The organism is Streptomyces winkii, from assembly GCF_032248595.1.
GTDB classification, from domain to species: Bacteria; Actinomycetota; Actinomycetes; order Streptomycetales; family Streptomycetaceae; genus Streptomyces; species Streptomyces winkii.
In genome coordinates, this window is the sequence record NZ_JASTTH010000009.1 from 1 (window position 1) to 26,615 (window position 26,615).

A 26,615-nucleotide genomic window follows, 5' to 3' on the forward strand; every position below is an offset into this window, starting at 1 on the left:
CCACCCCCACAAACCAACGCGGGGGCTACGGGGTATCAACATATCTGGCGTTGACTTTTGGCACACTGTTGAGTTCTCAAAGAACGAACGCTTCCATCACAACCCATATCCCAGGGCCACTCCGGGCACATCCCTCTCGGTAAGATCCAACTCTACCAGTGAACTTTCCGAACCCGTTTGCGGGGCCTTCCAGTTGACTCTGGCTTGCGGGTGTCGGTGGGCGAAGCCCGCCCGGTACCCGCTGAGTTGGAGCTGTAAACCTACTGGAGCGGAGCGCCTGGACGCAAATCGAGGCGCTCCGCCCGTCGTTGGGCTCAGACCTCGACGACCACCGGGAGGATCATCGGACGGCGCCGGTAGGTGTCGGAGACCCACTTGCCCACGGTGCGGCGTACGAGCTGCTGGAGCTGGTGCGTCTCCGCGACCCCGTCCTGGGCCGACTTGGCCAGGACCTCGTCGATCTTCGGCACGACCTGGTCGAAGTCGGCGTCGTCGATGCCCGAACCGCGCGACTGGATGTGCGGCCCGCCGACGATCTTTCCGGAGCTGCTGTCCACCACCACGAAGACGGAGATGATCCCCTCGTCGCCGAGGATGCGGCGGTCCTTGAGGGAGGACTCCGTCACGTCCCCGACCGAGAGGCCGTCCACGTACACGTAACCCGCGTGCACCTTGCCCGCGATGGTGGCCTTGCCGTCGATCAGGTCGACGGCCACGCCGTCCTCGGCGATGACGACGCGCTCCCGCGGGACGCCGGTCTGGGCTCCCAGTTCGGCGTTGGCGCGCAGGTGGCGCCATTCGCCGTGCACCGGCATGAGGTTCTTGGGCCGGCAGATGTTGTAGAAGTACAGCAGTTCGCCGGCGGAGGCGTGCCCGGAGACGTGCACCTGGGCGTTGCCCTTGTGCACGACGTTCGCGCCCCAGCGTGTGAGGCCGTTGATGACGCGGTAGACGGCATTCTCGTTGCCCGGGATGAGGGACGAGGCCAGGATCACCGTGTCGCCCTGGACGATGCGGATCTGGTGGTCGCGGTTGGCCATGCGGGACAGTGCCGCCATGGGTTCGCCCTGCGATCCCGTGCATACCAGCACGACTTCGTCGTCCGGGAGATCGTCCAGCGTCTTCACGTCGACGACGAGGCCGGCGGGGACGTCGAGGTAGCCGAGGTCCCGCGCGATGCCCATGTTGCGGACCATCGAGCGTCCGACGAAGGCCACTCGCCGTCCGAACTCGTGGGCGGCGTCGAGGATTTGCTGGATGCGGTGCACGTGGCTGGCGAAGCTCGCCACGATGATGCGTTTCTGCGCTCCCCCGAAGACCTGGCGAAGCACACCCGAGATGTCGCGCTCCGGCGGTACGAAGCCCGGCACCTCGGCGTTCGTCGAGTCGCACAGCAGCAGGTCGATGCCCTCTTCGCCGAGGCGGGCGAAGGCACGCAGGTCCGTGAGGCGTCCGTCCAGCGGGAGTTGGTCCATCTTGAAGTCGCCGGTGTGGACGACCATGCCCGCGGGCGTGCGGATGGCCACGGCCAGCGCGTCCGGGATGGAGTGGTTGACCGAGACGAACTCGCAGTCGAACGGCCCGATGCGCTCGCGGTGGCCTTCCTCGACCTCCAGCGTGTACGGCCGGATGCGGTGCTCCTGGAGCTTCGCCTCGATCAGCGCGAGGGTCAGCTTGGAGCCGATCAGCGGGATGTCGGCCTTCTCACGCAGCAGGAACGGTACGCCCCCGATGTGGTCCTCGTGTCCGTGCGTCAGGACGATGCCGTCGATGTCGTCGAGACGGTCCCGCAGGGAGCTGAAGTCCGGCAGGATCAGGTCGACTCCGGGCTGCTCCTCCTCCGGGAAGAGAACGCCGCAGTCGATGATCAGCAGCCGGCCGTCGTACTCGATGACCGTCATGTTCCGGCCGATCTCGCCGAGTCCGCCGAGAGGCGTGACGCGCAGGCCGCCCTCGGCCAGCTTCGGCGGCGAGCCGAGTTCGGGATGCGGATGACTCAAAAGACTCTCCTCACCACACGCGCGCCACGCTCCCCTGGTCTTCGGCATGGGGAATCCCACTGGCCTTCGGCATGAGGGACCCCGTGGGACGCGTGGCGCGCGCGGTATTCGTGAATGGGTTTGACGCTTATTCGCTCGTACTGGCTATGTCTGGGTGTTTCTGATCTTGACCGTTATGAAGTTATGCCGTCCTTGCTCAAATCTGTACGCCGCCGTGCGCGAGGTCGTGCCGCAGCTGCTGCGTCTCCTCCGAGGAGAGCTCGACGAGCGGCATCCGCAGGGGTCCGCCCGGCAGGCCGCGCAGCGTGAGGGCGGCCTTCGTCGTGATGACGCCCTGCGTACGGAACATGCCCGTGAAGACGGGCAGCAGCTTCTGGTGGATCTCGGTGGCCTTCGTCACATCGCCGCTGAGATACGCCTCGAGCATCGACCGCAGCTCGGGTGTGACCAGGTGGCCGACGACCGATACATAACCGATCGCGCCGACCGAGAGCAGCGGCAGGTTGAGCATGTCGTCGCCGCTGTACCAGGCGAGACCGCTGGTCGCGATGGCCCAGCTGGCGCGGCCGAGGTCGCCCTTCGCGTCCTTGTTCGCGACGATGCGCGGGTGCTCGGCGAGGCGGACGATCGTCTCGGTGTTGATCGGGACGCCGGAGCGACCGGGGATGTCGTAGAGCATCACCGGGAGTTCAGTCGCGTCGGCGATGGCCGTGAAGTGCCGGTAGAGGCCTTCCTGCGGCGGCTTGCTGTAGTACGGCGTCACCGCGAGAAGGCCGTGCGCGCCGGCCTTGGCGGCGTCGCGGGCGAGTTCGAGGCTGTGCGCGGTGTCGTTCGTGCCGGCTCCGGCGACGACGTGGGCGCGGTCTCCGACCGCTTCGACCACTGCCCGCACGAGCTGGGCTTTCTCGACATCACTGGTGGTCGGGGACTCGCCGGTGGTGCCGTTGACGATCAGGCCGTCATTGCCGGCGTCCACCAGATGTACGGCGAGCTGCTGCGCACCGTCGAGGTCGAGTGCGCCGTCCGCGGTGAACGGCGAGACCATCGCTGTCAGTACCCGCCCGAAGGGCGTGTGCGGTGTGGAGGTCGGAGCCATGGGGTCCACGCTACTCGCAGCCCGGTCGGTAGCGCCCCCTCGGGGCCATGGTCATGGTCATCCCGCTTGACGGCGAAGGGGCGGGCGAAGCCGGGAACAAGTGCAGACAGAGGGCGATGCCGGAGGTGTGCACACCCGCGGCACCGCCGGGATCAAGGGAGACCCGGCACTGCCTGCTCGGGGGTTCAAGCAGTGCCGGGCCGTGATTTCAGCGTAGACGTACCACGCGAAAGCCCGCAATCCGGGCAGATTACGGAGCGACACGACCGTTGGCGTTGAAGGCCTCGTAGGTCAGGGGCATGAGCTTCGCCCACTGCTCCTCCATCAACTCGCCCACCATCTCGATCTCGCGCTGCGGGAACGAGGGCACCTTCGCCTCCTCGTGCTGGGTGCGCAGCCCGAGGAAGTGCATCAGGGAGCGGGCGTTGCACGTCGCGTACATCGACGAGTACAGGCCGAGCGGGAGGACGGCGCGGGCCACCTCGCGGGCGACGCCGGCGGCCAGCAGCCGCTGATACGTCTCGTACGCCTGCCGGTACGAATCCTCCATGGCGGAGGCCGTCAGCTCGTGCTGCTCGGGAGTGCCCTCCACGAATTCGTACTTGCCGGGGCGGCCGCGCTGGACGAGCTTCCTCGTCGCGTCCGGGGTGTAGAAGACGGGCTGGAGCTCGCGGTAGCGGCCGGACTCCTCGTTGTAGGACCAGCCGACCCTGTGCCGGTGGAACTCCCGGAAGACGAAGAGCGGAGCGCTGATGAAGAAGGTCATCGAGTTGTGCTCGAAGGGGCTGCCGTGGCGGTCGCGCATCAGGTAGTTGATCAGGCCCTTGGAGCGCGCCGGGTCCTTGTGCAGCTCCTCCAGGGACTTCTCGCCGCCCGTGGAGACCCGGGCCGCCCACAGCACGTCGGTGTCGGCGGCGCTGTGCTTGACCAGCTCTACGGTCATCCCCCCGCGGAAAGCGGGAGCTGCGGACTGGTCTGAGGTTTCGGTCACGGCGGTCCTTCCGGGTCGTACGGCTGCCGGGCGCGACCAGCCTAAGGCGCACCACCGACAGCGCCCGGCCGTCCCCGGCGTGCTCGCCCGAGCCGTGCGACTGCCTGCTCGCGCCGTCCGGTAAGCGCCTTGTGTACGGACAAAACGGGCCGTCTGTCGCCATAAGGGGGGTCGGTGTGTGGAGGCGCCTGGGCGCTTGGTATTTTTTGACGCACGTCCCCTTTCATCCGGCACTTCTCAGCCGTCGTGGACGTTCTACCTACGAAACCTTCCAGCACGATCTCGACAGGAGCTTCCCTGCCCATGTTCCGCCGCGGAGAGTCCGTACCGTTCGCGTTCCTCGCAGACGCCGACCGGTTCCGCAGCAATGTCACGCCGCCGCCCCGAGCCCAGCGCACCTCCGCCGAGAAGGCGGGCAGCGCGCTGTTCGGCCTGACGGTCGTGGCGGGCCTCGTCGGTTCCCTGATTCTGGGCGTTCCCGCCCTCGATCCCGACCGACCGTCGCAGCATCACGGGCCCGCTGCCGCCGAGAGCCGCTGACGCCGCGGCTCTGCCGCTCCCTCGCTCCTCCGCTGCACTTCGCTAAGCCAGGCCCTTGCCTTGCCTCGCCTCGCCTTGCCGTGCCCGGGTCGGCCCGGGCACGGCACGCCGCGCCGACCTGCCGGGCTGGCCGGGTCCCGTACACCTCGCTAGTGTCCTCGCGCATCACGATCCACCCGATCGAGACCGTTCCGAGCGAGGACCACCAGTGCCCCTGCCCTTCATGACGGCCGCAGGACAGACCGGCGCGGCCGACCACGCAGACCAGACCCCGCTGCCGCACGACGCCCGTGAGCACTGGCGCCGCCCGTACCGTCCCGGCCCCTGGCGGGTCGGGGGCGCGGCGGTGCTGCTGCTGCTCGCGTCGTACATGCTGTTCTCCGCGCTGATCATCGCCCTCGCCGGGGCGGTGCCGGGCGCGCTCGTGTGTCTCGCCGCCGCGCTGGCGGTCATCGCATTCGCGCTGCGGCTGCTGCGCGTCGGCGTGTGGGTCTCGGCGCACGGCCTGCGGCGGGTCGGGCTGCTGAACACGGTGACGCTGCACTGGCGCGAGGTGGCCGCCGTGCGCACGGTGCAGCAGCCGGTGCGGTGGCTCGGGCTTCCGCGCACCGTGCAGGGCCAGGCCCTGGATGTCGTACGGGCCGGTGACGGCGAGCCGCTGCGCCCGCTGCTCACCGACCACAACGCCGACTTCCTCGCGAGGCCGGAGGCGTTCGAGCGGGCGGCGGACGTCATAGAGGGGTGGGCCGCCGAGTGGCACCAGGCCGCCCATGGAGCCGCGGCCCCTCGTTAGGAAGCCGCGTCAGGGGACGTCGCTGCCGCTCTGCCCGTTCGGGGCGGTGCCGTGCGGCTGGTGCCCGTCATGCCCGTCGTGCAGGGCGATGGCCCGCTGCATCGCCCTGCGGGCTCGGGGGGTGTCGCGGGCGTCGCGGTAGGCGACGGCGAGCCGGAACCAGCAGCGCCAGTCGCCGGGGGCCCGCTCGGTTTCGGCTTTTCTGCGGGCGAAGACGGCGTCGGCCGAGTCCCTGTCGATCCGGCCGGAGGGCGTGCGCCGCAGCTCGTCGACGGGCAGCCCGCCCTCTGCCTCCAGCTCGCGCGCCAGGCGCTCGGCGTTCCGGGCGAAGCGGGTTGTCTGCCACAGGAACCAGACGCCGATCAGCGGCAGGACGAGTACCGCGAGGCCGAGGGCGACGGTGACCGCCGTGCCCTGCCCGATCAGCAGCACTCCGCGGCTGCCGGCCAGCACGAAGTACGCGGCCAGCACGGCGGCCAGGATGAAGTACGTGATCTTCGCCCGCACGCCGTCACCGGTCCAGGTCGAGGAAGTGCTCCAGGCCGTAGGTGAGTCCCGGGGCGGAGCCGATGCGGCGCACTCCGAGCAGCACACCGGGCATGAACGAGCTGCGGTGCAGCGAGTCGTGCCGGATCGTGAGGGTCTCCCCCTCGCCTCCGAACAGCACCTCCTGGTGCGCGACGAGGCCGCGGAGCCGTACGGCGTGCACCGGGACGCCGTCGACGTCAGCGCCGCGCGCACCGTCCAGCGAGGTGGTCGTGGCGTCCGGCTGCTCGGGCAGGTCGGCCTCCTCGCGTGCGCCTGCGATGAGCTGCGCGGTGCGTACGGCCGTGCCGCTCGGTGCGTCCGCCTTGCCAGGGTGGTGCAGCTCGACCACCTCGGCGGACTCGAAGAAGCGCGCGGCCTGCTGCGCGAACTGCATGGTCAGGACGGCGCCGATGCCGAAGTTGGGCGCGATGAGGACGCCCGTGCCCGGCGAGGACTCCAGCCAGCCCCGTACGGTCGCGAGGCGCTCGTCCGTCCAGCCCGTGGTGCCGACGACCGCGTGGATGCCGGCCGCGACGCAGTGTTCGAGGTTGCCCATCACGGCGTCGGGGTGCGTCAGATCGACCGCGACCTCGGCGCCGGCGCGGGCAAGGTCGTCGAGGGTGTCGTCGCGGTCGAGGGCGACGGCGAGCTCCATGTCGTCGGCGGCTTCGACGGCCCGTACGGCCTCGGAGCCCATCCGTCCTTCGGAGCCGAGTACGGCCACGCGCAGCTTGCTCATGTCGTTCCTTCGGGGACTTGTGGCAGGTGGGCGGCGGGCGGAGGTCAGGCGACCGCCTCGTGGAGCTGGGTCGTCTGGCGGTCGGTGAGCGGGCCGATGACGGCGAGCGAGGGGCGTCTCCCGAGAACGTCGCGGGCGACCTCGCGTACGTCGTCCGGTGTCACGGCGGAGATCTTCGCCAGCATCGCGTCGACGGAGAGCTGTTCGCCCCAGCACAGTTCGCTCTTGCCGAGCCGGTGCATGAGCGCGCCGGTGTCCTCCAGACCGAGGACCGTCGCGCCGGACAACTGGCCGACGGCGCGGCGCAGTTCGTCATCAGGCAGGCCGTGCCGTGCGGCCTGGTCCAGCTCGTCGCGGCAGATCTTCAGCACGTCGGAGAGCTGGCCGGGGCGGCAGCCCGCGTAGACGCCGAACAGGCCGCAGTCGGCGAATCCGGACGTGTAGGAGTACGTGCTGTAGGCCAGGCCCCGCTTCTCCCGGATCTCCTGGAAGAGGCGGGAGCTCATGCCGCCGCCGAGCGCCGCGCTGAGCACCCCGAGCGCCCACCTGCGGTCGTCGTTGCGGGAGTAGCCCGGCATTCCGAGGACGAGGTGGGCCTGCTCGGTGCTGCGGTCGGCGATCTCCACGCGGCCGCGGGCGCGCAGGGAGCGTGCGCCGGTCCGGGGGCCGAGCGGCTCGCGTCCCTCCGTACGCTCCAGTGCTCCCGCCCGGTCGAAGGCCGCGCGCACCTGGCTCACGACGGCGTCGTGGTCGAGGTTGCCGGCCGCGGCGACGACGAGGTGCGGAGGGTCGTAGTGCTTGCGGTAGAAGCGCGCGAGGCGGTCGCGCGTGAAGCCGTTGACCGTCTCGACGGTGCCGAGGACGGGACGGCCGAGGGGTGAATCGCCCAGCAGGGCGCGGGAGAAGAGGTCGTGCACGCAGTCGCCGGGGTCGTCCTCGGTCATCGCGATCTCTTCGAGGATGACGCCCCGCTCGGCCTCGACCTCCGCCGCGTCCAGCACCGAGCCCGTGAGCATGTCGCAGACGACGTCGACGGCCAGGGGCAGATCGGAGTCGAGGACGCGGGCGTAGTAGCAGGTGAACTCCTTGGCGGTGAAGGCGTTCATCTCGCCGCCGACGGCGTCCAGCGCCGCCGAGATGTCGAGGGCGCTGCGCCGCCTGGTGCCCTTGAAGAGCAGATGCTCCAGGTAGTGCGTGGCGCCGCCCAGCGCCGGGGTCTCGTCGCGGGAGCCGACGTGCGCCCAGATGCCGAGGGTCGCGGAGCGGACCGTCGGCACCGTCTCGGTGACGACGCGCAGCCCGCCCGGCAGGACCGTCTTGCGGACCTCGCCTCCGCCGCCGGCGGGACGGCCGCCGGTCGCAGCCTTCGCCGTCGCCGGTGCCTTCGCCTTCGCCTTCGCCTTCGACGGCGTACGGGCGACGGCCCGCCCCTCCACGGTGGTGGGGCGGGCCGTCGGACGGTGCTTACGTGTCACTGGTCACCCGCGGCGGCCTCGGCCGGCGCGGCGTCCTTCTGCTCGGAACCGCCGGAGCCCTCCGACTCCTCGTCCTCCAGGACGGGGATCAGCGAGAGCTTGCCGCGCTGGTCGATCTCGGCGATCTCGACCTGCACCTTCTGGCCGACGCCGAGAACGTCCTCGACGTTCTCCACGCGCTTGCCGCCGGCGAGCTTGCGGATCTGCGAGATGTGCAGCAGCCCGTCCTTGCCGGGGAGCAGCGAGACGAACGCGCCGAACGTGGTCGTCTTGACGACCGTGCCCAGGTAGCGCTCGCCGACCTCGGGCATCGTCGGGTTGGCGATGCCGTTGATCGTGGCCCTCGCGGCCTCGGCGGCGGGACCGTCGGCGGCACCGATGTAGATCGTGCCGTCGTCCTCGATCGTGATGTCGGCGCCGGTGTCCTCCTGGATCTGGTTGATCATCTTGCCCTTGGGGCCGATGACTTCGCCGATCTTGTCCACGGGGATCTTCACGGTGATGATCCGCGGGGCGTTCGGGGACATCTCGTCCGGGACGTCGATCGCCTCGTTCATCACGTCCAGGATGTGCAGACGCGCGTCACGGGCCTGCTTCAGCGCCGCGGCGAGCACCGAGGCCGGGATGCCGTCCAGCTTGGTGTCGAGCTGGAGGGCGGTGACGAACTGGCGGGTGCCGGCGACCTTGAAGTCCATGTCGCCGTAGGCGTCCTCCGCACCGAGGATGTCGGTGAGGGTGACGTAGTGCGTCTCGCCCTCGATCTCCTTGGAGATCAGGCCCATGGCGATGCCGGCCACCGGCGCCTTGAGCGGCACGCCGGCGTTCAGCAGGGACATGGTGGAGGCGCAGACCGAGCCCATGGACGTCGAGCCGTTGGAGCCGAGCGCCTCGGAGACCTGGCGGATCGCGTACGGGAACTCCTCGCGCGTCGGCAGCACCGGCACGAGCGCACGCTCGGCGAGCGCGCCGTGGCCGATCTCGCGGCGCTTCGGAGAGCCGACGCGGCCGGTCTCACCGGTGGAGTAGGGCGGGAAGTTGTAGTTGTGCATGTAGCGCTTGCGGGTCACCGGGGAGAGGGTGTCCAGCTGCTGTTCCATGCGCAGCATGTTCAGCGTCGTCACGCCGAGGATCTGCGTCTCGCCGCGCTCGAAGAGCGCCGAGCCGTGAACCCGCGGGATCGCCTCGACCTCGGCCGCAAGCGTACGGATGTCCGTGACGCCGCGGCCGTCGATGCGCTTCTTCTCCTTGATGACGCGCTCGCGGACCAGCTCCTTGGTCAGCGTGCGGTACGCCGCCGAGATCTCCTTCTCGCGGCCCTCGAACTGCGGGATGAGCTTCTCCGCCGCGACGCCCTTGACCCGGTCCAGCTCGGTCTCGCGCTCCTGCTTGCCCGCGATGGTGAGGGCCTGGGCCAGCTCGTCGCGAACGGCCTCGGTGAGCGCTTCGAGCACGTCGTCCTGGTGGTCCAGGAAGATCGGGAACTCGGCGACGGGCTTCGCGGCCTTGGCCGCCAGGTCGGACTGGGCCTTGCAGAGCACCTTGATGAAGGGCTTGGCCGCCTCGAGACCCGCGGCGACGACCTCCTCGGTGGGGGCCTCGGCACCGCCCCTGACCAGCTCGACGGTCTTCTCGGTGGCCTCGGCCTCGACCATCATCACCGCGACGTCGCCGTCGGGGAGGGTGCGGCCCGCGACGACCATGTCGAAGACGGCCTCCTCGAGCTCGGAGTGGGTCGGGAAGGCGACCCACTGACCGCGGATGAGGGCGACGCGGGTGCCGCCGATGGGGCCGGAGAAGGGCAGGCCCGACAGTTGCGTGGAGCAGGAGGCCGCGTTGATGGCGACCACGTCGTAGAGGTGGTCGGGGTTGAGCGCCATGATCGTCTCGACGATCTGGATCTCGTTGCGCAGGCCCTTCTTGAAGGACGGGCGCAGCGGACGGTCGATCAGGCGACAGGTGAGGATCGCGTCCTCGGACGGGCGGCCCTCGCGGCGGAAGAAGGAGCCGGGGATCTTGCCGGCCGCATACATCCGCTCCTCGACGTCCACCGTGAGCGGGAAGAAGTCGAGCTGGTCCTTGGGCTGCTTCGATGCGGTGGTGGCCGACAGCACCATGGTGTCGTCGTCCAGATACGCCACGGCGGAGCCGGCTGCCTGCTTGGCCAGCCGGCCCGTCTCGAATCGGATGGTGCGGGTGCCGAACGTGCCGTTGTCGATGACGGCTTCGGCGTAGTGGGTCTCGTTCTCCACCAGGGATATCTCCTCGTCTGCGTCCGGCGCCCGTGCGGCGGCGGACCGGCTGCGGAGGAGCGCTCCGTGTGCGGGCCGGTCTTCGATCGAAGCTCCCGGAACGTCTGTGTCCGGGGGCCACTACCGAGGACCGGCGACGGCGGGGCGCCCCTGCCGCGTCTGTTTTCCTATGTGCCCGTGTGACCGCTGTCCTGTGGGGGCGGTCTCCGTCTCGTACTCAGAGTCGTACGTGTTCGTGTGTTGTACGTCGTGCTGGGACCAGCCTACAAACCATGCGGTCCGTTCAGATACGGCGAAGGGAGCGGCCCCCGGTCACGGGAACCGCTCCCTGCGTCGCATGTCAGCGGGCGCCCGCCGCACCGCGGCGGATGCCGAGGCGCTCGACGAGAGCGCGGAAGCGCTGGATGTCCTTCTTCGCCAGGTACTGCAGGAGGCGGCGGCGCTGGCCGACCAGCAGCAGCAGACCACGGCGGGAGTGGTGATCGTGCTTGTGGATCTTCAGGTGCTCGGTCAGGTCCGAGATGCGGCGTGAGAGCAGTGCCACCTGGACCTCGGGGGAGCCGGTGTCACCCTCCTTGGTGGCGAACTCGGACATGATCTTCTTCTTGGTCGCGGCATCGAGAGACGACACGCGTACTCCTTCGGTTTCTGCCCGCGAGCGCCCCTGGTCTTCGTCTCAGGGGAGGCTTCGATTACTCGGAGGGCCGCACCAGCCTATCAGCGCCCCAGCATGCCTTCGCCCGCCCCCTGTACGGCTCTTGGGGCGGGCGGAGTGCGGACGGCGACGGCTGTCGGCGCCGCGGTGAACGGCGGTCCCGTCAGCCCGAGATGGATCCGCGGACCTCGGCGTAGACGTCGAGGACCGCGAGGCAGAGCGGGATCAGGGAGAGGAGCACGAAGGTCTCCGTCAGCTCCATGAAGCGCCCCCAGAACGGGGTCAGGCCCGTGCGCGGAACGATCAGGCCGATCGCGGTGACGAGCGCCGCGGCGACCGCGATGGACGCGGCGATCCAGACCGTACGGACGTCGAGGCCCGTGCTGTCGCCCTGAGCGAACTCCCGGACGAGCTGGGCCGGCGGGTTGAGCGAGAGCCCGAGCGCGAGCAGCGTGAGGGCGCCGAGGCCCGCGACCAGGGCGCAGGTGACCTGCGAGGTGTAGCGGAAGAGCCGGGCGCGCAGCAGCATCGCGATGCCGGTGGCGAGGGCGAGCAGCTGGCCCCAGCCGTTGTGCGAGAAGCCCAGCACGGCGGCGGTGCCCACGACGGCGGCGCACCAGCCGCCGACGAGACCGACGAGCATCTCGTGGCCGCGGCGGGCCTGGGCCGCGATGCGCTCCGCGTCGACCGGGCCCTGCGCGCTGCGGCCGTCCTGCCCGCCGTCGTAACCGCCGAGGCCGCCCGCGCGGGGCTCGAAGCCTATGGGCAGGCGGGCGAAGCGGGCGGAGAGACCGGGCAGGAAGGCGATGACGCCGACGGAGACGGGGGCGGCGATGGCCGCCGCGTCGGCCGCGCCGATGTCGGCGAGGACGGCAACGAAGGTGAAGACCGTGCCGACCGCGGAGACGATAGCGGCGGCGACGAACGGGCCGTCGCCCCTCGGTGTGATCGCGATGAGCACCGCCGAGGCGAGCAGCACCGCGACGCAGCCGAGGAGGAACTGGAGCCGGCCGATGCCCTCGCCCTCGCCGATCGGGAGGATCCCGGACCCGGCGATCATGATGTGCGGCATGGCGCCGAGGCCGAGCGCTATGGACGACGCCCTGTCCTCGTACACACGGGCGCGGACGCACGCGAGCGCCACGAGGAGGATTCCGGCGGCGCCGGCGATGATGCCGGGCAGCCCGTGCATGTTGTGCCTGACCGGGTCGGCGAACCACAGCGCGAAGGCCATGAGCACCAACAGGACGCCGCCGCCGGTGAGTCCGGCCACGCGCATCCGCTGTTCGTTCCACAGCGCGCGGTCCTGACGGACCGCCGAGGCGACCGCGTCGCTCACGTCGTCGAAGACGGCGGAGGGCAACGAGTCGGCGAACGGACGCAGGAGCAGAACCTCGCCGTCCCTGATGCCGTTGCCCGCGAGGGAGAGGCCCGACTCAAGAACCCGCCCGTCCCTGCGCACCAGGTGATACCCCGACAGGGAGCCCTCGGCCGGGCTGCCTCCGGAGAGCCTGGCGATCTCCGGATAGACGTCGGACAGGGGCACGTCCTCGGGAAGCGCGACATCGATGCGCCCCCCGGGAGCAACTACCGTGACGCGGCAGAAGCCGGTCGCTGCGGTCGTGGCCACCTTGTTGTTCCCCCTTGCTCACTGCTCGGACTCGGCGTCACGATGAATTACAGACATTGTGGGCCCATGTAATGCCCCAAGGTTCCTCGCCATGGAAGCACTTGGGGAAGATTGCGGGTCACCTTACCGTCCACGGCGGACAGTCGGTCCTCCCGGATACCGGAGACTCTCACACCTACTAGGATCGGCATCTGCATGACCGGTAGCTGTTGCGGATGGCGGGGGCATCGGTGCGTAATTGCGAATTTATCGTGAAGGACTGATGAAACGGTGAGTGTGGTCATCGTGAAGCGGCAGCCACGGGTCATGCCGCCGACCGTGCCCGAAGGGGAAGTGAAGCTTGAATCCCCTCCCGAACTGCCGCGCGACGGTGACAGCGACATCTGGATGAATCTCCTGCCCGTGATGGGCATGGGAGGTTCGGTCGCGTTCTTCTTCATGCCGGGCTCGCAGCCCTACATGAAGGTCGTCGGCGGCCTGATGGCGGTCTCCACCGTCGCCATGGCGATCGCACAGGTCGTCAAGGCCAGGCGTGGAGGCCGTGCCCAGATGGGGCAGGCGCGGAGGGATTACTTCCGCTACCTCGACCAGATCCGGAAGGACGTACGCAAGACATCGGAGGCGCAGCGGAACGCGCAGCTGTATCAGCATCCGAGTCCGGATCAGCTGTGGGCGATCGCCGGTGACGCCAAACGGCTGTGGGAACGGCGGCCGTCCGACAACGACTTCTCGTCCGTGCGAATCGGCACGGGCTGGCAGCAGTTGAGCACTCCGCTCGTCGCACCGGAAACGGCTCCGAAGGACGAACTCGAGCCGCTCACCGCGGAAGCGATGAAGTCCTTCCTGGACATTCACCGTTCACTTCCGGATCTCCCCATCGCGGTGAGTCTCCGGGCCTTCTACCACGTGGTCGTCACGGGAAGTACGGACGAGGTGTACGGCAACGTCCGTGCCGCGATAGGCCAACTCTCCGCGCTGCACTCCCCCGAGGAGATGATGATCGCGGTCGTCGCCCACCCGGGCTCGATGGCCGAGTGGGACTGGACGAAGTGGCTGCCCCACGCGCAGCACCCCTCGCAGTCCGACGGCGCCGGCCAGGCCCGCCTGTTCTTCGACGACCTCGGGCAGCTGGAGGAGTCGCTCGCGAGCCAGCTCGACGGCCGCCCCCGGTGGAACCGGGACGGCGCGCCCGTCGCCGACCAGCCGCACATCATCGTCATCCTCGACGGCGGTTCGATCCCGCCGGACTCCCAACTCGCGGGCGCCGAGGGCCTCCAGGGCGTGACGTTCATCGAGGTGGCCCCGGGCGCGCTGGACGACCAGATGTCCGGCGGCCTGACGGTGCACGTGCGCGAGAAGGCGCTCGACCTGTACGTCGGCCGGGAGTCGGCGTACTCCGGCAGGCCCGACCTGCTCAGCTACGAGCAGGCCGAGGCGCTCGCACGCCAGCTGTCGCCGATGCGCATGGGCAGCGGCGAAGAGGGCGAACCGCTGCTGTCCAACCTGGACTTCACCGACCTGATGGGCATCGGCGACGCCGGTTCGGTCGACATGGCGCGCACGTGGCGGCCGCGTTCGCTGCACGAGAGGCTGCGGGTGCCGATCGGCATCGGCGGCGAGGGCGAGCCGGTCATGCTCGACATCAAGGAGGCGTCGCAGGAGGGCATGGGCCCGCACGGCCTGTGCGTCGGCGCGACAGGTTCCGGCAAGTCGGAGCTCCTGCGCACGCTCGTGCTCGGCCTGGCCGTGACGCACTCGTCCGAGACGCTCAACTTCATCCTCGCCGACTTCAAGGGCGGCGCGACCTTCACGGGCATGGCCGACATGCCGCACACCGCGGCGGTCATCACCAACCTCGCCGACGAGCTCACGCTCGTCGACCGCATGCGCGACGCGATCACGGGTGAGCTGAACCGCCGTCAGGAAGTGCTGCGCAGGGCGGGCAACTACGCGAACATCACGGACTACGAGAAGGCGCGCGCCGCGGGTGCCGCGCTCGATCCGCTTCCGTCGCTCGTCCTGATCATCGACGAGTTCAGCGAACTCCTCACCGCCAAGCCCGACTTCATCGACATGTTCATCCAGATCGGCCGCATCGGCCGTTCGCTGGGCGTGCACATGCTGCTGGCCTCGCAGCGCCTGGAGGAGGGCAAGCTGCGCGGTCTGGACACGTTCCTTTCGTACCGGATCGGTCTGCGCACGTTCTCGGCCGCCGAGTCGCGCACGGCGATCGGCGTTCCGGACGCCTACCACCTGCCGAACGTGCCGGGCGCCGGCTTCCTGAAGTACGACACCGAGACGATGGTGCAGTTCAAGGCCGCCTATGTCTCCGGGGCCTACCGGGTCGCGGGTCCGACGCGGGTCAGCCAGGCCACGCAGACGCGTCCCGTGATGTTCACGGCGACGCCGGTGGCGCTGCCCGTGGCGCCGGAGCCGGAGACCCGGGACACCGACACGGTCGACGACGCTCTCGCCGACACCGTGCTCGACGTCATCGTGCAGAAGATGGTCGGCCAGGGGCCGTCGGCCCACCAGGTGTGGCTGCCGCCGCTCGACGAGCCGCCGTCCATCGACCAGCTGCTGCCCGCGCTCGCGGCGACGCCTGAGCGCGGCCTGACGGCGCCCGAGTACACGGCGCTCGGCCGGCTCGCGGTGCCGGTCGCCCTGCTGGACAAGCCGTTCGAGCAGCGCCGCGACGTGCTGTACCGGGACTTCTCCGGTGCGGCCGGTCACGGATTCGTCATCGGCGGGCCGCAGTCCGGCAAGTCGACGCTGCTGCGCACGCTCATGACGTCGTTCGCGCTCACGCACACGCCGTCCGAAGTGCAGTTCTACTGCCTCGACTTCGGCGGCGGCTCGCTGCTGGCCATGGAGGATCTGCACCACGTCGGCGGTGTCGCCAACCGTCTCGACGGCGAGAAGGTGCGGCGCACCGTCAGCGAGGTCATGTCGATCCTCAACGAGCGTGAGGAGTACTTCCGGGCGCACAACGTCGACTCGATCGCGACGTTCCGCCAGCGCCGCGCGGCGGGCCAGCTGCCGGACCAGAAGTGGGGCGACGTCTTCCTCGTCATCGACGGCTGGGCGACGTTCAAGAACGACTACGAGATGCTCGAGGCCGACGTCACCGACATCGCCACGCGCGGTCTCGGCTTCGGCGTCCACCTCATCCTGACCGCGTCGCGGTACACGGAGGTGCGTCCCGCGCTCAAGGACCTCCTGCAGAACCGTGTGGAGCTGCGGCTGGGCGACCCGTCCGAGTCGGAGATCGACCGCAAGGTCGCGGCGAACGTCCCGGTGGCCATGCCGGGGCGCGGTCTCAGCCCGGACAAGCTGCATCTGATGACGGCGCTGCCGCGCATCGACGGCTCGTCGACGCTGGAGGACCTGCCGGACGCCACCCGGCAGACGATCAGCGCGATCAACGAGCACTGGAAGGGCGAGCCCGCACCCGCGGTGCGGCTGCTGCCGACCATGCTGGAGGCGTCGAGGCTCCCGAAGGGCTCCGACTACCCCGACCACGGGATCGCGTTCGGCATCGACGAGAGCTCGCTGCGGCCGGTCTTCGTCAACTTCGAGACCGACCCGCTGTTCGTGGTCTTCGGCGAGAGCGAGTCCGGCAAGAGCGCGCTGCTGCGGCTCCTCATGCACCAGATCACCGACCGCTACTCGCCGGACAAGGCGAAGATCGTCGTCGGCGACTACCGGCGCGCGCATCTTCAGGGCGTGCCCGAGGCGCACCTGTCGCGGTACTGCGCCGCGGCGCCGGCGCTCCAGGAGACGCTGGAGGGCCTCGCCGGCTCGATGTCCCGGCGGATGCCGGGGCCGGACGTCACACCCGAGCAGCTGCGCAACCGCAGTTGGTACGACAGCCCGGACGCGTTCGTCGTCATCGACGACTACGACCTGGTGGCCACCGGGCAGAACCCGCTGATGCCGCTGCTGGAGTACCTGCCCTTCGCGCGGGACGTGGGGCTCCGCGTCATCATCGCCCGCTCGTCCGGCGGCGCCAGCCGCGCTCTGTACGAGCCCGTGATGCAGCGGATCAAGGAGCTCGGCGCACAGGGTGTCGTCCTCTCCGGCGACAAGTCCGAGGGCGCGCTGCTGGGCAGCATCTCGCCGACGCAACTGCCGCCGGGCCGGGGCTACTTCCAGACCCGGCGCAGGGGCGGGCAGCTCGTCCAGACGGGGTGGATGCCGGCGAACGCCTGAGGGCGCGAGGCATGACAGGAGCCCGGACGGGGGTGGGAACCCTCGTCCGGGCTCCTGCTTTCGGGGTGTCCGGTGAGCCGACGAACTGGCCGCGCGCGAGGGGGTGTTGGGCACGGACCGCCGAGCCGGTACGCGGTCGGTCCGTACGGGCGCCGCTGACTCGATCCGACCTGCACGATCACAGCGTCGTGGGATGATGACTCACGGCAGCGGTGCCGACGAAGAGACATACCGATGAAGCCGCCTGCCGACGAAGAGACGCGTCGCGATGCGCGGGTGCCGGGAAGCGCCGGAACCTGAGAGTGCGGCGTCGAAGAAGGGAGCGTGCGCCCGATGGGGACGCAGCAGGAGAAGGACGAGCTGTACGCGATGGACATCTCCGACGCCGTCTGGGAATCCGCACCCGGCGACCCGGACGAGGAGAGGGTCGAGATCGCCCACCTTCCGGGCGGTGCCGTGGCGATGCGCAACTCCAAGGACCCCGACACGGTGCTGCGTTACACCGAGGCCGAGTGGCGCGCGTTCGTACTCGGCGCCCGCGACGGCGAGTTCGACCTGGAGCCGACGCCGGAGAACGGCGGCATGAGCACGGGTTCGTAAGGAACGACTCGCGGCGGGGCGGATGCACGGCGACGCCCGTGGGCGGCTCCGTAGACGATCCGCCGGACCCTCCTCAGTCGGCGCGGCCCGTCGCCGCCACCGTCACACCCAAGCCGATCATCGCGAAGCCGCCGGCTCCGCCGACCATCGACAGACGGCGGTCCGAGCGGGCGAACCAGGAGCGGGCCGCCGAGGCCCCCAGGCCCCACAGGGTGTCCGTGATCAGGCCGACCGCGACCGGGACCAGGCCCAACACCATCATCTGGACCGGGACATGGCCGGCCGCGTGGTCCACGAACTGCGGTAGCACGGCCGCGAAGAAGACGATGCCCTTCGGGTTGGTGACGCCCACGACGATGCCGTCCAGGATCGTGCGCAGATCGCCGCGCCGCTCACCCGCCGGTGCCTCCATGTACGCCGCGTCCATCTGCTTGCGGTGCCGGAACGCGTGCACGCCCAGGTAGACGAGATACGCCGCTCCGGCCAGCTTCACGCCCATGAACACCGCAGCCGAACTCTCCACCAGCGCGCCGAGGCCCCACGCGACGGCGATCACCAGGACGTACGACCCGACCAGGTTGCCGAGGACCGTCGCGAGCGCCGTGCGGCGGCCGTGCGCGAGGGCCCGGCCGATCACGAACAGCACGCTCGGCCCGGGAATCACGATCACCAGCAGCGACATCGCCGCGAACGCGAGAATGCTCTCCGTGGGCACCATGCGCCCCTCACCTCCTGGTTTGCCGTCCAGGAGGTCATGGAAGCAGATGCCGGACGGTCCGCTCCAGGCGCATCGACTTACCGATATTCCGGGCACAGCGGCCCGGCTCCGGCTCCGGCTCCGGCTCCGGCTCCGGCTCCGGCTCCTCCAACGATCTGCCGGACTCCGTCGGACTCCGCCTAGTCGCGCCCCGGCGCCGCCGACAGGATGCTCGCGTGGTCCGCCTTGGCCGAGCGGTGCTCCATGGAGAGGACCTGTGTCCTGCGCTGTACGGTCATCAGGCCGCTGCCTCCCGGCAGCGCGAGGACACCGCCGATCTCGACGTTTCCGGCGTACCAGGCGCCCGTCTCCATCCGCTCGTCCCAGCGGTTCCAGCGAAGCGGGTTGCGGGCGGACATGCTCTGGGACCAGAGCGAGCCGTCCTCGTCCTCGTACGTGCTCTTGCCGCCGTCCGGTTCCGTGCCCTCCGGGAGCCGCAACTGCACGGGAACGCCCCTGGGCTCCTTCGTACCGGACAGCTTCCGCACCGCCGGGAACGACCGCCAGGGGTACGCCTCCAGAATGCTGCGGGCCTTGCGCAGCCGGGACAGCGCGCCGCAGCAGGTGTACAGCGCGAACGGGTAGGCCAGGACGGCCACTGCCCCGATGAGACCCCCGACGCTGTTGTCGCCGCGGGCGCTGCCGTCGCCCCAGCGCACCTCGGCGAGCACACCGCTCAGCGCCAGGGCTGCGATGAGCAGGCCGCTCCACAGCCACAGCTTGAGCAGGACCCGCCGACGCGCCGACTTCCAGGCCGCCTGTGTGCCCTCATGGTCGAACGCCACGCCCGTCAGCGGCAGTTGGGGCTGCTGGTCTCCCACGTGCGAAGGTCCTCTCATCGCCTTGTGGCCTCGGTCCGGAACCGTGCTAGAGCGTGCGCCGGGCCATTCCCGCTCGCGTGGCCTTCTCGACGCGCTCGGCGCCGGCGCGGCTGCGCTCCGCGGCGAGTTCGTCCCAGGCCAGGGGCTGCACACGCATCAACTCGCCGGAGCCGGGGACCATCACGACCCCTCCGAAGATCTCGTCTCCGGCGAACCACACGCCGTCCTCGATGTTCTTGGGCCACAGCTTGCCCAGGGGCTGGTGGGCCGCCAGTTTCGGGGACGGCTGCTCAGCGCCGATTTCCCCGCCGCCGAGGCGCAGCGAACGCTTGCCGGAACCACGCAGGTTGAGCTTCTCCACCGGGGCTCGGAAGGTGAACTCGTACTCCGCGAGCACGCGAGCCGCGAACCGCACCGACCGCATCTGCTCGCCGCAGAAGGCCGTCCCCGCGAAGAAGGCGATCGCTGCCATGGGAGCGGCCATGACGGCGTAGTCGGACTGGGTCACGAACACGGCGGCCACCAGCGCGGCGACGACACCGAGGATCACCGCGTAGCGCCGCAGCAGGACCCTGCGGTGGTGAAGCACGACCCCCCGGCGGTCCGATCCGTCCGTGGCGTACGGGACGTTGCCGCGGGCGGGTTCGTAGAGCAGCAGGAGGACCGCGGTGGCGGTCAGCGTCACGAGAGCTATCAGCCCGGGGATCGCGAGGAAGACGAGGGAGTCGGTCAGCACCAGGAGTGAGAGCCCGTAGGCGGCGGCGAAGGCCAGGAGCCACTTGGCCAGCGTCCACGCCCGGGCGGCGGGCGGCCTCGCCGTACCCGGCGTTGCCACGGACCCGGACCCGGACCCCCCGCTGCCTACGGACTTCTCGGTGCTCACCCGAAGTCGCTCCTCACTGCCTCGGCCGCGGAGCCGGGCTCCGGCGCCTCGTCCCCCGTACGGGCGGCGAGCGCGGGGTCGGTGAAGCTCACGGTGCGGGCGATGCCGAGCAGCACGTTGCGGTAGTCGTCGGCGAGATACACCGCTGGCGTGACGAGCTGGACGGCGATGACGGTGGACGAGCGGGTGTCCGGGATGGCCACCATGCCTCGCCAGACGGGAGCCTCGGAGTCGCCGTCTTCCCCGTCCGACCGTGCACCGGGCACGGTGGCGCGTTGCACGGAGCCGGTCAGGAAGCCCGGCCCGCAGGGCAGTTCCACGGGAACGATGCCGCCGTCGAGCGACTCCCCCGCGCCGGACGCCATCAGCGTGGCCAGCACGGCCTTCGGATTGACGCCCTGCATCTCCACGCTGGACACCGTCAGTACGGACATGGCGGCGCCGCCCTGATCGTCCGGGTGCAGGCCGAGCGCACAACCCTGCACGCGGTGCTTCTGCATCTCCCACATCACGAGGGCGTACAACCGGAAGACCTGGTCCGCGCGGTCGCGGACGTCGTCCGGCAGGGCGAGGATCTGACGAGCCAACTCCTCCATGTACTCCGCGGAGGGATAGATATCCAGCCGCAGATAGCCGTGCGGGATGTCGTACCAGAACGCGGGCCGCTCTGTGACGGCGGTGTCTTCCTGAGTGCTGTTCACAGACGGAGCCCTGTCACCAGATCACTGACGCCGCGAGCGGCGTCCGAGAGGTTTCCGCCTGCACCGAAGCCCGAAGCGGCGGCCTTGGTCCCCTCCGCGGCGTAGTGCCCGCCGCCGTCCTGCGGCAGAACCCCCTCCGTCTCCAGTGAAGAAGCGGTGTTGGCCAGCACGTTGGCGCCGTTGACGCCGTATTGCAGCATCCCGGTGTTCGGGTCGGTGGCGGTGTCGAGCGCCTTGGTGCTGAACGCCTCGACGGTCTCCTTGCCGAAGCTGGAGATCTTCGACCCTGCGGACATGGCCTCCCCGCCCTCGCGGGCGGCGCCCGACAGCACGCTGACCTCACCGCTGGCCTTGCCGAGCGCACCGACGCCCGGGAGCATCCCCAGGGTGTCGCCGGCGACCGAGCCCCACGCGGTGATGGCCTCCATGGTGCCGTACTTGCCTGTCAGCGAATCGCGGAAGTCCTCGCTCGCCAGGTTCTTGCCCAGCGACGCGGCGCTGGCGACGACCGCGATGCCCGCGAACACCGGGGCGAGCGGCGTGGGGAAGAGAGCCAGCAGTCCGGCGATCGCGCCGATGGTGCCCGCGTGGTCCAGGAGGAACTTGCCCGCGGCGGCCAGTCCGTCGCCGATCGCGCTGAGCGTCTTGCTCAGCCACCCCGGCTCCTTGGGAGCGAGGTCGTCGTCGGCCTTGTCGAGCTCGTCCGCGACCTTGTTGGCCTCCTGCTTGTGCTCTTCCTCCAGCGTCTTGGCCTTGCTGATGACGCTGTTGTAGGCCTCGTTGGCCTTCTCCAGGCTGTCGTTGGCCTCGTTCAGCCTGCGCTCGGCCGCCCGGAGGCGCTCCGTCGCGGCGTCCGCTTCGGCCTGGCTGGGGTACTCCTTGCCGCCGAGCTTGAGATCCGGGTCCTTGCTCGCCGTGTCCACGCGGTCCTTGGCCGTGCCCGCGGCTTGCTTCTTCTCTTTCGCCTCTTCGTCGTACTTCTTCGCCAGCTCACGATTGGACGTCAGATCGCTGTCCCACTTCGCGAGCTGGGCTGCGGCCTTCTCCATCGAAGCAGCCGCGTCCTTCATGTACTTCGGGAGATCGCCGTCGAGTTCGCCCCGGAACGCGTCCGCCGCGTCGCCCTCCCAGTGGCTGCTCTCACCCAGGAGCCGCTCGATCTGCTGGTGCGAGCTGCGCAGCGCCTTCGCCGCGCTGTCGACCTTGGTCTTGAGCGACTGGACTTCGGAAGGTATGCCCGGAACGGGATTCCAGCCGAGGTGCGGGTACGGATTCTGCGCCATCACTTACCCCCGCCGGCCGAAGTGCCCTGCTGCTCCATCTGCTTGAGCGCCTTCTCCAGGTTGTCTTCCATCTCCTTGTAGCTCTTCGCGTTCTTGTCCACGCCGTCTTTGATGCCGCTGATCATCTCGGTCAGCTGCTCCGAGCCGTACTTCCAGCGTTCCTGGAAGCCGTCGCAGGCCTCGTCGAGCCGCGGCGTCCCGATCTGGTCGCCACGAACGTGAGACAGCGCCGTACGGGCCTCGTTGAGGTCGGTGACGCTTCTCTGCAACGACTGGGCGAACTGGCCCAGTTGGTCCGTATCGGTCTTGAAGTGATCCCCCATGAAGTACCTTCCTCGAAGATGACCGCAGCGAAGAGCGGACGAGAGACGCTGAACCAGACGGAAGCCCGTGGCCAGCCACGGCGAGTCTCGCAGCGGGGCCCGATTATACGAGCCGGAGCGAGCGCTCGGGACGAGACCAGCCACGGATCCATGCCCTCTCGACGGATATCGTCGCCCGTCTAACGCCGTAGGCGCACGAGGAGTTGACGCGCGGCATTGCTTCTGGGCGAAACCGTTCGACAAACTTCACCACTGCTCCACACCAGCCGTCGGCTTGGTGCACTCGCCCCCGTACCGTTTGGCAGAAGCAGTGTTTGACAGAGGCAGTGCTGGCCCCTGATCCGTACTGGCCCTGATCCGTACACACCACTTGAAGCAGAAGGACCCCCGCGTGAACAACAAGCCCAGTGAGGGTGCGCCCGGCAAGCCCGCCGCCCCACGTTCCAGCGTCTCGAAGGCTCTGCTCGGGACCGCGGCCGTTCTGGCCGTGGCAGCGGTCGCATGGCTCCTGCTCACCGCCACGGGTGTGACCGACGGCAAGACGGCGATAACGATCGTGGCCTGGGTGCTGGTTCCAGTAGCCATCGCGGTCGACTTGTGGACCCGGAGCAGGCGACGACGAAATGCGCAGCCCGCCTCCCTGGACGACGCTCGCCGCCGAATCGACACCGTCGCCCTGCGCGTGATGAAGGAACAGAAGGGCGAGGTACGTGCCGTGAAGGAAGCGCGCCGCCAGGTGCCGGGGCTGTCGCTCGCGGACGCGACTCAGCTGGTCAGGGGCCTCTGAGGGATCTGTCAGGGGTCTCCGAGGGACCTGTCAGGGGTCTCCGAGGGATCTGAGAGAGGAACAGGTCCCGGTGACGGGGGACGGTGCCGGGACGCGTGCCGGTCTGACGGCTGGCACCGGGGGCGGTATGCGCCTGCTTACAGAGTCGTGCCCCGTCGGCCCTGGAAACTCGAAGGACCGACGGGGCACGAATTCGCTGCGCGTGCGCCTCACATCATCGCGGCGGAGGCTGATTCGGCGGCGGGGGCGGCGAGTTCGGAGGCCCGCCGAACTGGCCCGACGGCGCGCTTGTTTGCTGCTGCCCCGGGTACTGCTGCCCCGGGTACTGCTGCCCCGGGTACTGCTGCGGCGGCACGGTGCCGCCGGGGCCACCGGACGCCCACGGGTCACTCACCAGGTCCCGGCGATCCCTCCGCTTGACGAGGACGACCACCAGAACCGCAACGCCCACGAGCACCACGAAGATGAGGCCGAAGAGAACGATCGGCGGACCGAGCGCGAACATCCACCCCGAGGAGTCATCAGAAGACGACGCCCCTGAATCCGAACTCGCCTCGCCCGCCGCCGAGTCCGACGACTTCCCCGGCTGCGCCAACGGACCGGCCTTGGGGCCTGCGGGGTAGTTCGCCGTCACTGCTCGGAACGGACGGATGGCACCGTAGCCGAACTTTTCATCCGGCAACTTGGGCGAGTTCCCTTTAGCATCAGCCAACGGTTTGGCCGACTTGATCAGTCGGTTGATCACCTGGCCGGCTGTTAGGTCGGGATGCTTCTCCCGAACCAGAGCAGCAGAAGCGGAGACGTAAGCAGCCGCGTCGGACGTTCCGTCACCGATCGCATACCCAGACTCGTACTTTGAATTTGCTGAAATATTGTTCTCGGCAGGGGCTACAAGAGAGACATTCGAGCCCCATGAGGACCCCTCCCACAAGGTGCCATCCCGCCCCAGTCCCCCAACGGAGACCACTCCTGGGTAGGCGGCCGGGTATTCTTTGTGCTTGCCCGGGGTGTTTCCACTGGCTGCTACGACGACCACGTTCTTCGAGATTGCGTACTCGACCGCTTTCCGGTCACCTTCATCCCGAGGTCCTCCGTAGGAAAGGTTGATCACCTTGGCACCGTGATCTACCGCGTAGCGAATGCCCTTTCCATAGGTAGAGGCGGTCGGCACAGTGATGGGCATGATCTTGGCTCGAGGAGCCAGCCCTTTCATTCCCGAGTTGTTTCCGGGCCCGTGCCCATGGGCAGCGATCAAGCTCGACATCGCCGTACCGTGACGACCCTTGTCAGCGTTGCCTTTCCCGTTCGTGTAGTCCTTCCCCGGAACCTCTGTGCCCTTGAGGTCTGGGTGCGACGCATCCAGACCTGTGTCGACCACCGCGACGGTCACACCCTTGCCGGTGGCGTGCTGCCAAATGTCCTCGGCCGCAAAGGCATCCAGTGCCCACTGCCTGTTGCGGATGTCATCAGCGGAAGCTGCCGGAGCGGAGCCGAGGAGCAGGGCTCCCGTCAACGCTCCGGTGCCCACAAGGTGCAGCGCTCGTCGGAGTCCCAACTCCTGCTCCTCTTCGTACTCGACGACGGCCCCCGCGAAGTCGATTTCGCGAGGGCCATCTGTCTTCCTCAGTGGCTACCTGCCACCGTTCTTACTCGATTGTCTTGGGGACGCTGCGGCCGTCCTCGGGCGTCCAGGTCTCTTCGTCTTCGACCAAGTAGTCGGGACGACTTCCCTGGTCCCGCTCTTCCTCGTCAGGTCGCTGGCTCGTGCCCCTGGCGCCGCCAAGCATTCCAGCCCCACCACGGCCGGCGGCACCCGACGCTCCGGCGCGGCCCTTGCCAAGTCCCGTTCCACCAGGGGTCGCGGGCTTGCCGCCGCTGATGCCCTTGGGGGCCCCGGCGACACCGCCCTTGGCCCTGGCCAAGGCACCGCGCCCAGCAGCACCTGCGGCTCCCCTGCCGCCGGCTGCTGCGCCACCGCCTCGGCCGCCCATGGCCCCGGCACCGCCGATACCGGCACGCCCGGCGGCACCACGAGCAGCACCGGCAGCCGCCGCGCCGCCGATCATCCCCCCACCGGGGACACCGGCCGTGGCGCCTCCGCCGCCGGCAGCACCAACGCCGCCGCCTGCGCCGGCTCCCGACACGGCGCCGCCGCCGGCTGCGCCCGCAGTTCCACCACCCGAGATCCCGGAAGGCAGGCTGTCGACCTTGGTCTGGCTGGCCGGTACTTGCTGACCACCGGAGATACCCGGGTCGCGAGGGCCAGTCGCGTCCGCCACCTTGGCTGTAGAGGCCTGACTCGTCGCAGTCTTCGCCGTGCCCCCGGCTGAGGGCGCCGAAGAGGCACCAGAGGACGCCGGAATCGGGGTCGGCATCGGTGTCTCAGGGTTGGACGGCGGCACCCCATCATCGTTTTCACGATGAGGAGCCTTGATCCGCTGCGAATACCCGACGTAGCTCCGCCCCAGGTTCTCCATGATGGCGACGGCTTTGAGCTGCTCTTCCTTCTCCGCCCCGATGTAGCCCTCGTTGGCCTCGGCGATCAGGTCCTTCGGGATGTTGCCGCTCTTTACGTCCTGCTCCGTGTACTTGTCATCCCGCCCGGAGTCGGTGATGCAGTCCCATGCCTTGCCGAACCAGCTGGGCTTCTCGATCTTGCTGATGGCGTCCCGCTGCGTACGGAGGTCGTCCGCGGCCTGAGTCATGACCTGGGACACGTTCGAGGCATGAGAGGCGCTGTTGGCGATCTGCTGAAGGATCTTCTCCGCCTTGGTCTTGAACTGGGTGGCGCTCTCGCCCTCCCAGTGCTCAAGAACATCGTCGACGGCCTTCTTCAGCTGGCCATAGGCGCTGTCGCCAGAGGGAGAGCTCCCGCCCCCTTCGCCCACGAGCTTGTCGTGAACTCGCTTCCAGTTCTTGCCGATCCCGTCCACGCCATCGGGGTTGGCATGCTCGATCATGCCCTTCAACTGGTCGATGTCGTGGGCCGTGAAGTTCGTCTGGAGCGGGAACTGCTCGTTGTGCTTCTGGTAGTCCGAGATCTCCTTCTCGTGACCTTCCAGACCCTCGTCGTGCGACTCCTTCTTCGCCTGCTCTATCGCTTGGCGCTGAGCCTCGATCTGCTCCTGTGACGGCGCTTCGTAAGCTGGATATCCCACTAGCAGTCACTCCCCACCGTTGAATTCTGGTCCGCCTGCGTCACTTGAGACCCGACGGGTCGGACGAGACCCCGTGCTTCGTCTTCTGCTCCTGGTCGTCGTAGTTCCGGCGGACCTGTGACGCGTTGGAGCTGAACTGATTGATCAGGCCCTGCAATTGCTTGATGTAGCCCTCGATGGCTTCCTTCATCCCCGAGTGGGCTCCGCGGAAGCCCTCTTCCTCGCTGAAGCCCTTCCCCAGCCACCCGGGAGGAAGGTACGTCTCGTACTTGGCGCAGGTGTGCGGGCCGCCCATGTCGTCGACGACGCGGTTCAGCTTCTTGATGACCTCGTCCAGGGCGCTCAGATCGACCTTGTATCCGTTGCTCATGCCCCGTCTCCTCTCCCCCTGCTG

23 protein-coding genes are annotated in these 26,615 nt (G+C 69.0%); 5 read left to right on the top strand and 18 right to left on the bottom strand.

Annotated features, from left to right (window positions below; all coding sequences use genetic code 11):
- Window positions 1-314: 314 nt before the first annotated feature.
- The 3 genes from QQM67_RS25505 to thyX form a co-directional block, all read right to left on the bottom strand.
- A complete protein-coding gene (locus tag QQM67_RS25505; RefSeq protein ID WP_314176860.1) occupies window positions 315-2,000 on the bottom strand; it encodes a ribonuclease J in 1,686 nt (561 codons plus the stop codon).
- A gap of 196 nt (window positions 2,001-2,196) precedes the next feature.
- Window positions 2,197-3,096: a 4-hydroxy-tetrahydrodipicolinate synthase gene (gene dapA, locus QQM67_RS25510; RefSeq protein WP_314176863.1), complete on the bottom strand. Its 900-nt coding sequence runs from the start codon at window positions 3,094-3,096 to the stop codon at window positions 2,197-2,199.
- 250 nt (window positions 3,097-3,346) lie between these two features.
- The gene (gene thyX, locus QQM67_RS25515) at window positions 3,347-4,039 is read right to left on the bottom strand and encodes an FAD-dependent thymidylate synthase (protein WP_399067717.1); all 693 of its coding nucleotides are present in this window, start codon (window positions 4,037-4,039) and stop codon (window positions 3,347-3,349) included.
- A 351-nt stretch (window positions 4,040-4,390) separates the two neighbouring features.
- On the opposite strand from thyX, the gene QQM67_RS25520 reads away from it, so the two are divergent.
- Entirely contained in the window at window positions 4,391-4,627 is a 237-nt protein-coding gene (locus QQM67_RS25520; protein WP_314176868.1) for a hypothetical protein, read from the top strand.
- Window positions 4,628-4,835: 208 nt separating this feature from the next.
- Complete coding sequence (locus tag QQM67_RS25525) at window positions 4,836-5,420, top strand: hypothetical protein (protein ID WP_314176870.1); 585 nt, start codon at window positions 4,836-4,838, stop codon at window positions 5,418-5,420.
- 9 nt (window positions 5,421-5,429) lie between these two features.
- On the opposite strand, the gene QQM67_RS25530 is transcribed toward QQM67_RS25525, so the two are convergent.
- The 6 genes from QQM67_RS25530 to eccD form a co-directional block, all read right to left on the bottom strand.
- Window positions 5,430-5,927, bottom strand: a complete 498-nt coding sequence (locus QQM67_RS25530) for a hypothetical protein (protein WP_314176871.1) — start codon at window positions 5,925-5,927, stop codon at window positions 5,430-5,432.
- Between the two features lie 4 nt (window positions 5,928-5,931).
- Window positions 5,932-6,687 (bottom strand): 4-hydroxy-tetrahydrodipicolinate reductase, encoded by a 756-nt coding sequence (gene dapB, locus QQM67_RS25535; protein ID WP_314176873.1) that lies wholly within the window; start codon window positions 6,685-6,687, stop codon window positions 5,932-5,934.
- A 44-nt stretch (window positions 6,688-6,731) separates the two neighbouring features.
- Window positions 6,732-8,162 carry a M16 family metallopeptidase gene (locus tag QQM67_RS25540; protein ID WP_314176875.1) on the bottom strand — a complete coding sequence of 477 codons (1,431 nt, stop codon included), beginning with the start codon at window positions 8,160-8,162 and terminating at the stop codon, window positions 6,732-6,734.
- The gene (locus QQM67_RS25545; RefSeq protein WP_314176877.1) at window positions 8,159-10,411 is read right to left on the bottom strand and encodes a polyribonucleotide nucleotidyltransferase; all 2,253 of its coding nucleotides are present in this window, start codon (window positions 10,409-10,411) and stop codon (window positions 8,159-8,161) included. The genes QQM67_RS25540 and QQM67_RS25545 overlap by 4 nt, the downstream gene beginning before the upstream one ends.
- Before the next feature lie 340 nt (window positions 10,412-10,751).
- Complete coding sequence (gene rpsO, locus QQM67_RS25550; RefSeq protein WP_314176879.1) at window positions 10,752-11,042, bottom strand: 30S ribosomal protein S15; 291 nt, start codon at window positions 11,040-11,042, stop codon at window positions 10,752-10,754.
- A gap of 187 nt (window positions 11,043-11,229) precedes the next feature.
- Window positions 11,230-12,696, bottom strand: a complete 1,467-nt coding sequence (gene eccD / locus QQM67_RS25555; RefSeq protein ID WP_314176881.1) for a type VII secretion integral membrane protein EccD — start codon at window positions 12,694-12,696, stop codon at window positions 11,230-11,232.
- Between the two features lie 270 nt (window positions 12,697-12,966).
- Here eccD and eccCa point away from each other — a divergent pair, with 270 nt between their 5' ends.
- Entirely contained in the window at window positions 12,967-16,908 is a 3,942-nt protein-coding gene (eccCa, locus tag QQM67_RS25560) for a type VII secretion protein EccCa (protein WP_314176883.1), read from the top strand.
- A gap of 333 nt (window positions 16,909-17,241) precedes the next feature.
- A complete protein-coding gene (locus tag QQM67_RS25565; RefSeq protein WP_314176886.1) occupies window positions 17,242-17,508 on the top strand; it encodes a DUF397 domain-containing protein in 267 nt (88 codons plus the stop codon).
- Window positions 17,509-17,581: 73 nt separating this feature from the next.
- Here the strand turns inward: QQM67_RS25565 and QQM67_RS25570 are convergent, their stop codons facing one another.
- The 6 genes from QQM67_RS25570 to QQM67_RS25595 form a co-directional block, all read right to left on the bottom strand.
- The gene (locus QQM67_RS25570) at window positions 17,582-18,226 is read right to left on the bottom strand and encodes a LysE family translocator (RefSeq protein ID WP_314176888.1); all 645 of its coding nucleotides are present in this window, start codon (window positions 18,224-18,226) and stop codon (window positions 17,582-17,584) included.
- Window positions 18,227-18,405: 179 nt separating this feature from the next.
- Window positions 18,406-19,086 (bottom strand): hypothetical protein, encoded by a 681-nt coding sequence (locus QQM67_RS25575; RefSeq protein WP_314176890.1) that lies wholly within the window; start codon window positions 19,084-19,086, stop codon window positions 18,406-18,408.
- A 46-nt stretch (window positions 19,087-19,132) separates the two neighbouring features.
- A complete protein-coding gene (locus tag QQM67_RS25580; RefSeq protein WP_314176892.1) occupies window positions 19,133-19,969 on the bottom strand; it encodes a hypothetical protein in 837 nt (278 codons plus the stop codon).
- Entirely contained in the window at window positions 19,966-20,670 is a 705-nt protein-coding gene (locus tag QQM67_RS25585) for a hypothetical protein (RefSeq protein ID WP_314176894.1), read from the bottom strand. The genes QQM67_RS25580 and QQM67_RS25585 overlap by 4 nt, the downstream gene beginning before the upstream one ends.
- Window positions 20,667-21,953 carry a putative T7SS-secreted protein gene (locus QQM67_RS25590; RefSeq protein WP_314176896.1) on the bottom strand — a complete coding sequence of 429 codons (1,287 nt, stop codon included), beginning with the start codon at window positions 21,951-21,953 and terminating at the stop codon, window positions 20,667-20,669. Before QQM67_RS25590 ends, QQM67_RS25585 begins: the two co-directional genes overlap by 4 nt.
- Window positions 21,953-22,276, bottom strand: a complete 324-nt coding sequence (locus QQM67_RS25595; protein ID WP_314176898.1) for a hypothetical protein — start codon at window positions 22,274-22,276, stop codon at window positions 21,953-21,955. Before QQM67_RS25595 ends, QQM67_RS25590 begins: the two co-directional genes overlap by 1 nt.
- Window positions 22,277-22,667: 391 nt before the next feature.
- Between QQM67_RS25595 and QQM67_RS25600 the strand changes: the two genes are divergently transcribed.
- The gene (locus QQM67_RS25600; protein WP_314176900.1) at window positions 22,668-23,063 is read left to right on the top strand and encodes a hypothetical protein; all 396 of its coding nucleotides are present in this window, start codon (window positions 22,668-22,670) and stop codon (window positions 23,061-23,063) included.
- Window positions 23,064-23,277: 214 nt separating this feature from the next.
- Here the strand turns inward: QQM67_RS25600 and QQM67_RS25605 are convergent, their stop codons facing one another.
- The 3 genes from QQM67_RS25605 to QQM67_RS25615 form a co-directional block, all read right to left on the bottom strand.
- On the bottom strand, window positions 23,278-24,591 hold the full coding sequence (locus tag QQM67_RS25605; RefSeq protein ID WP_314176902.1) for a S8 family serine peptidase: 1,314 nt from the start codon (window positions 24,589-24,591) through the stop codon (window positions 23,278-23,280).
- A gap of 118 nt (window positions 24,592-24,709) precedes the next feature.
- Entirely contained in the window at window positions 24,710-26,221 is a 1,512-nt protein-coding gene (locus QQM67_RS25610; protein ID WP_314176904.1) for a WXG100 family type VII secretion target, read from the bottom strand.
- A 40-nt stretch (window positions 26,222-26,261) separates the two neighbouring features.
- Window positions 26,262-26,591, bottom strand: coding sequence for a hypothetical protein (locus QQM67_RS25615; RefSeq protein ID WP_314176906.1), 330 nt, complete (start codon window positions 26,589-26,591; stop codon window positions 26,262-26,264).
- Between the last annotated feature and the right edge of the window lie 24 nt (window positions 26,592-26,615).

Coding starts and splice junctions, on each gene's coding strand:
- dapA (WP_314176863.1), bottom strand. CDS start 3,096: ATGGCTCCGACCTCCACACCGCACACGCCCTTCGGGCGGGTACTGACA.
- thyX (WP_399067717.1), bottom strand. CDS start 4,039: ATGACCGTAGAGCTGGTCAAGCACAGCGCCGCCGACACCGACGTGCTG.
- QQM67_RS25520 (WP_314176868.1), top strand. CDS start 4,391: ATGTTCCGCCGCGGAGAGTCCGTACCGTTCGCGTTCCTCGCAGACGCC.
- dapB (WP_314176873.1), bottom strand. CDS start 6,687: ATGAGCAAGCTGCGCGTGGCCGTACTCGGCTCCGAAGGACGGATGGGC.
- QQM67_RS25565 (WP_314176886.1), top strand. CDS start 17,242: ATGGGGACGCAGCAGGAGAAGGACGAGCTGTACGCGATGGACATCTCC.
- QQM67_RS25570 (WP_314176888.1), bottom strand. CDS start 18,226: ATGGTGCCCACGGAGAGCATTCTCGCGTTCGCGGCGATGTCGCTGCTG.
- QQM67_RS25590 (WP_314176896.1), bottom strand. CDS start 21,953: ATGGCGCAGAATCCGTACCCGCACCTCGGCTGGAATCCCGTTCCGGGC.
- QQM67_RS25595 (WP_314176898.1), bottom strand. CDS start 22,276: ATGGGGGATCACTTCAAGACCGATACGGACCAACTGGGCCAGTTCGCC.
- QQM67_RS25615 (WP_314176906.1), bottom strand. CDS start 26,591: ATGAGCAACGGATACAAGGTCGATCTGAGCGCCCTGGACGAGGTCATC.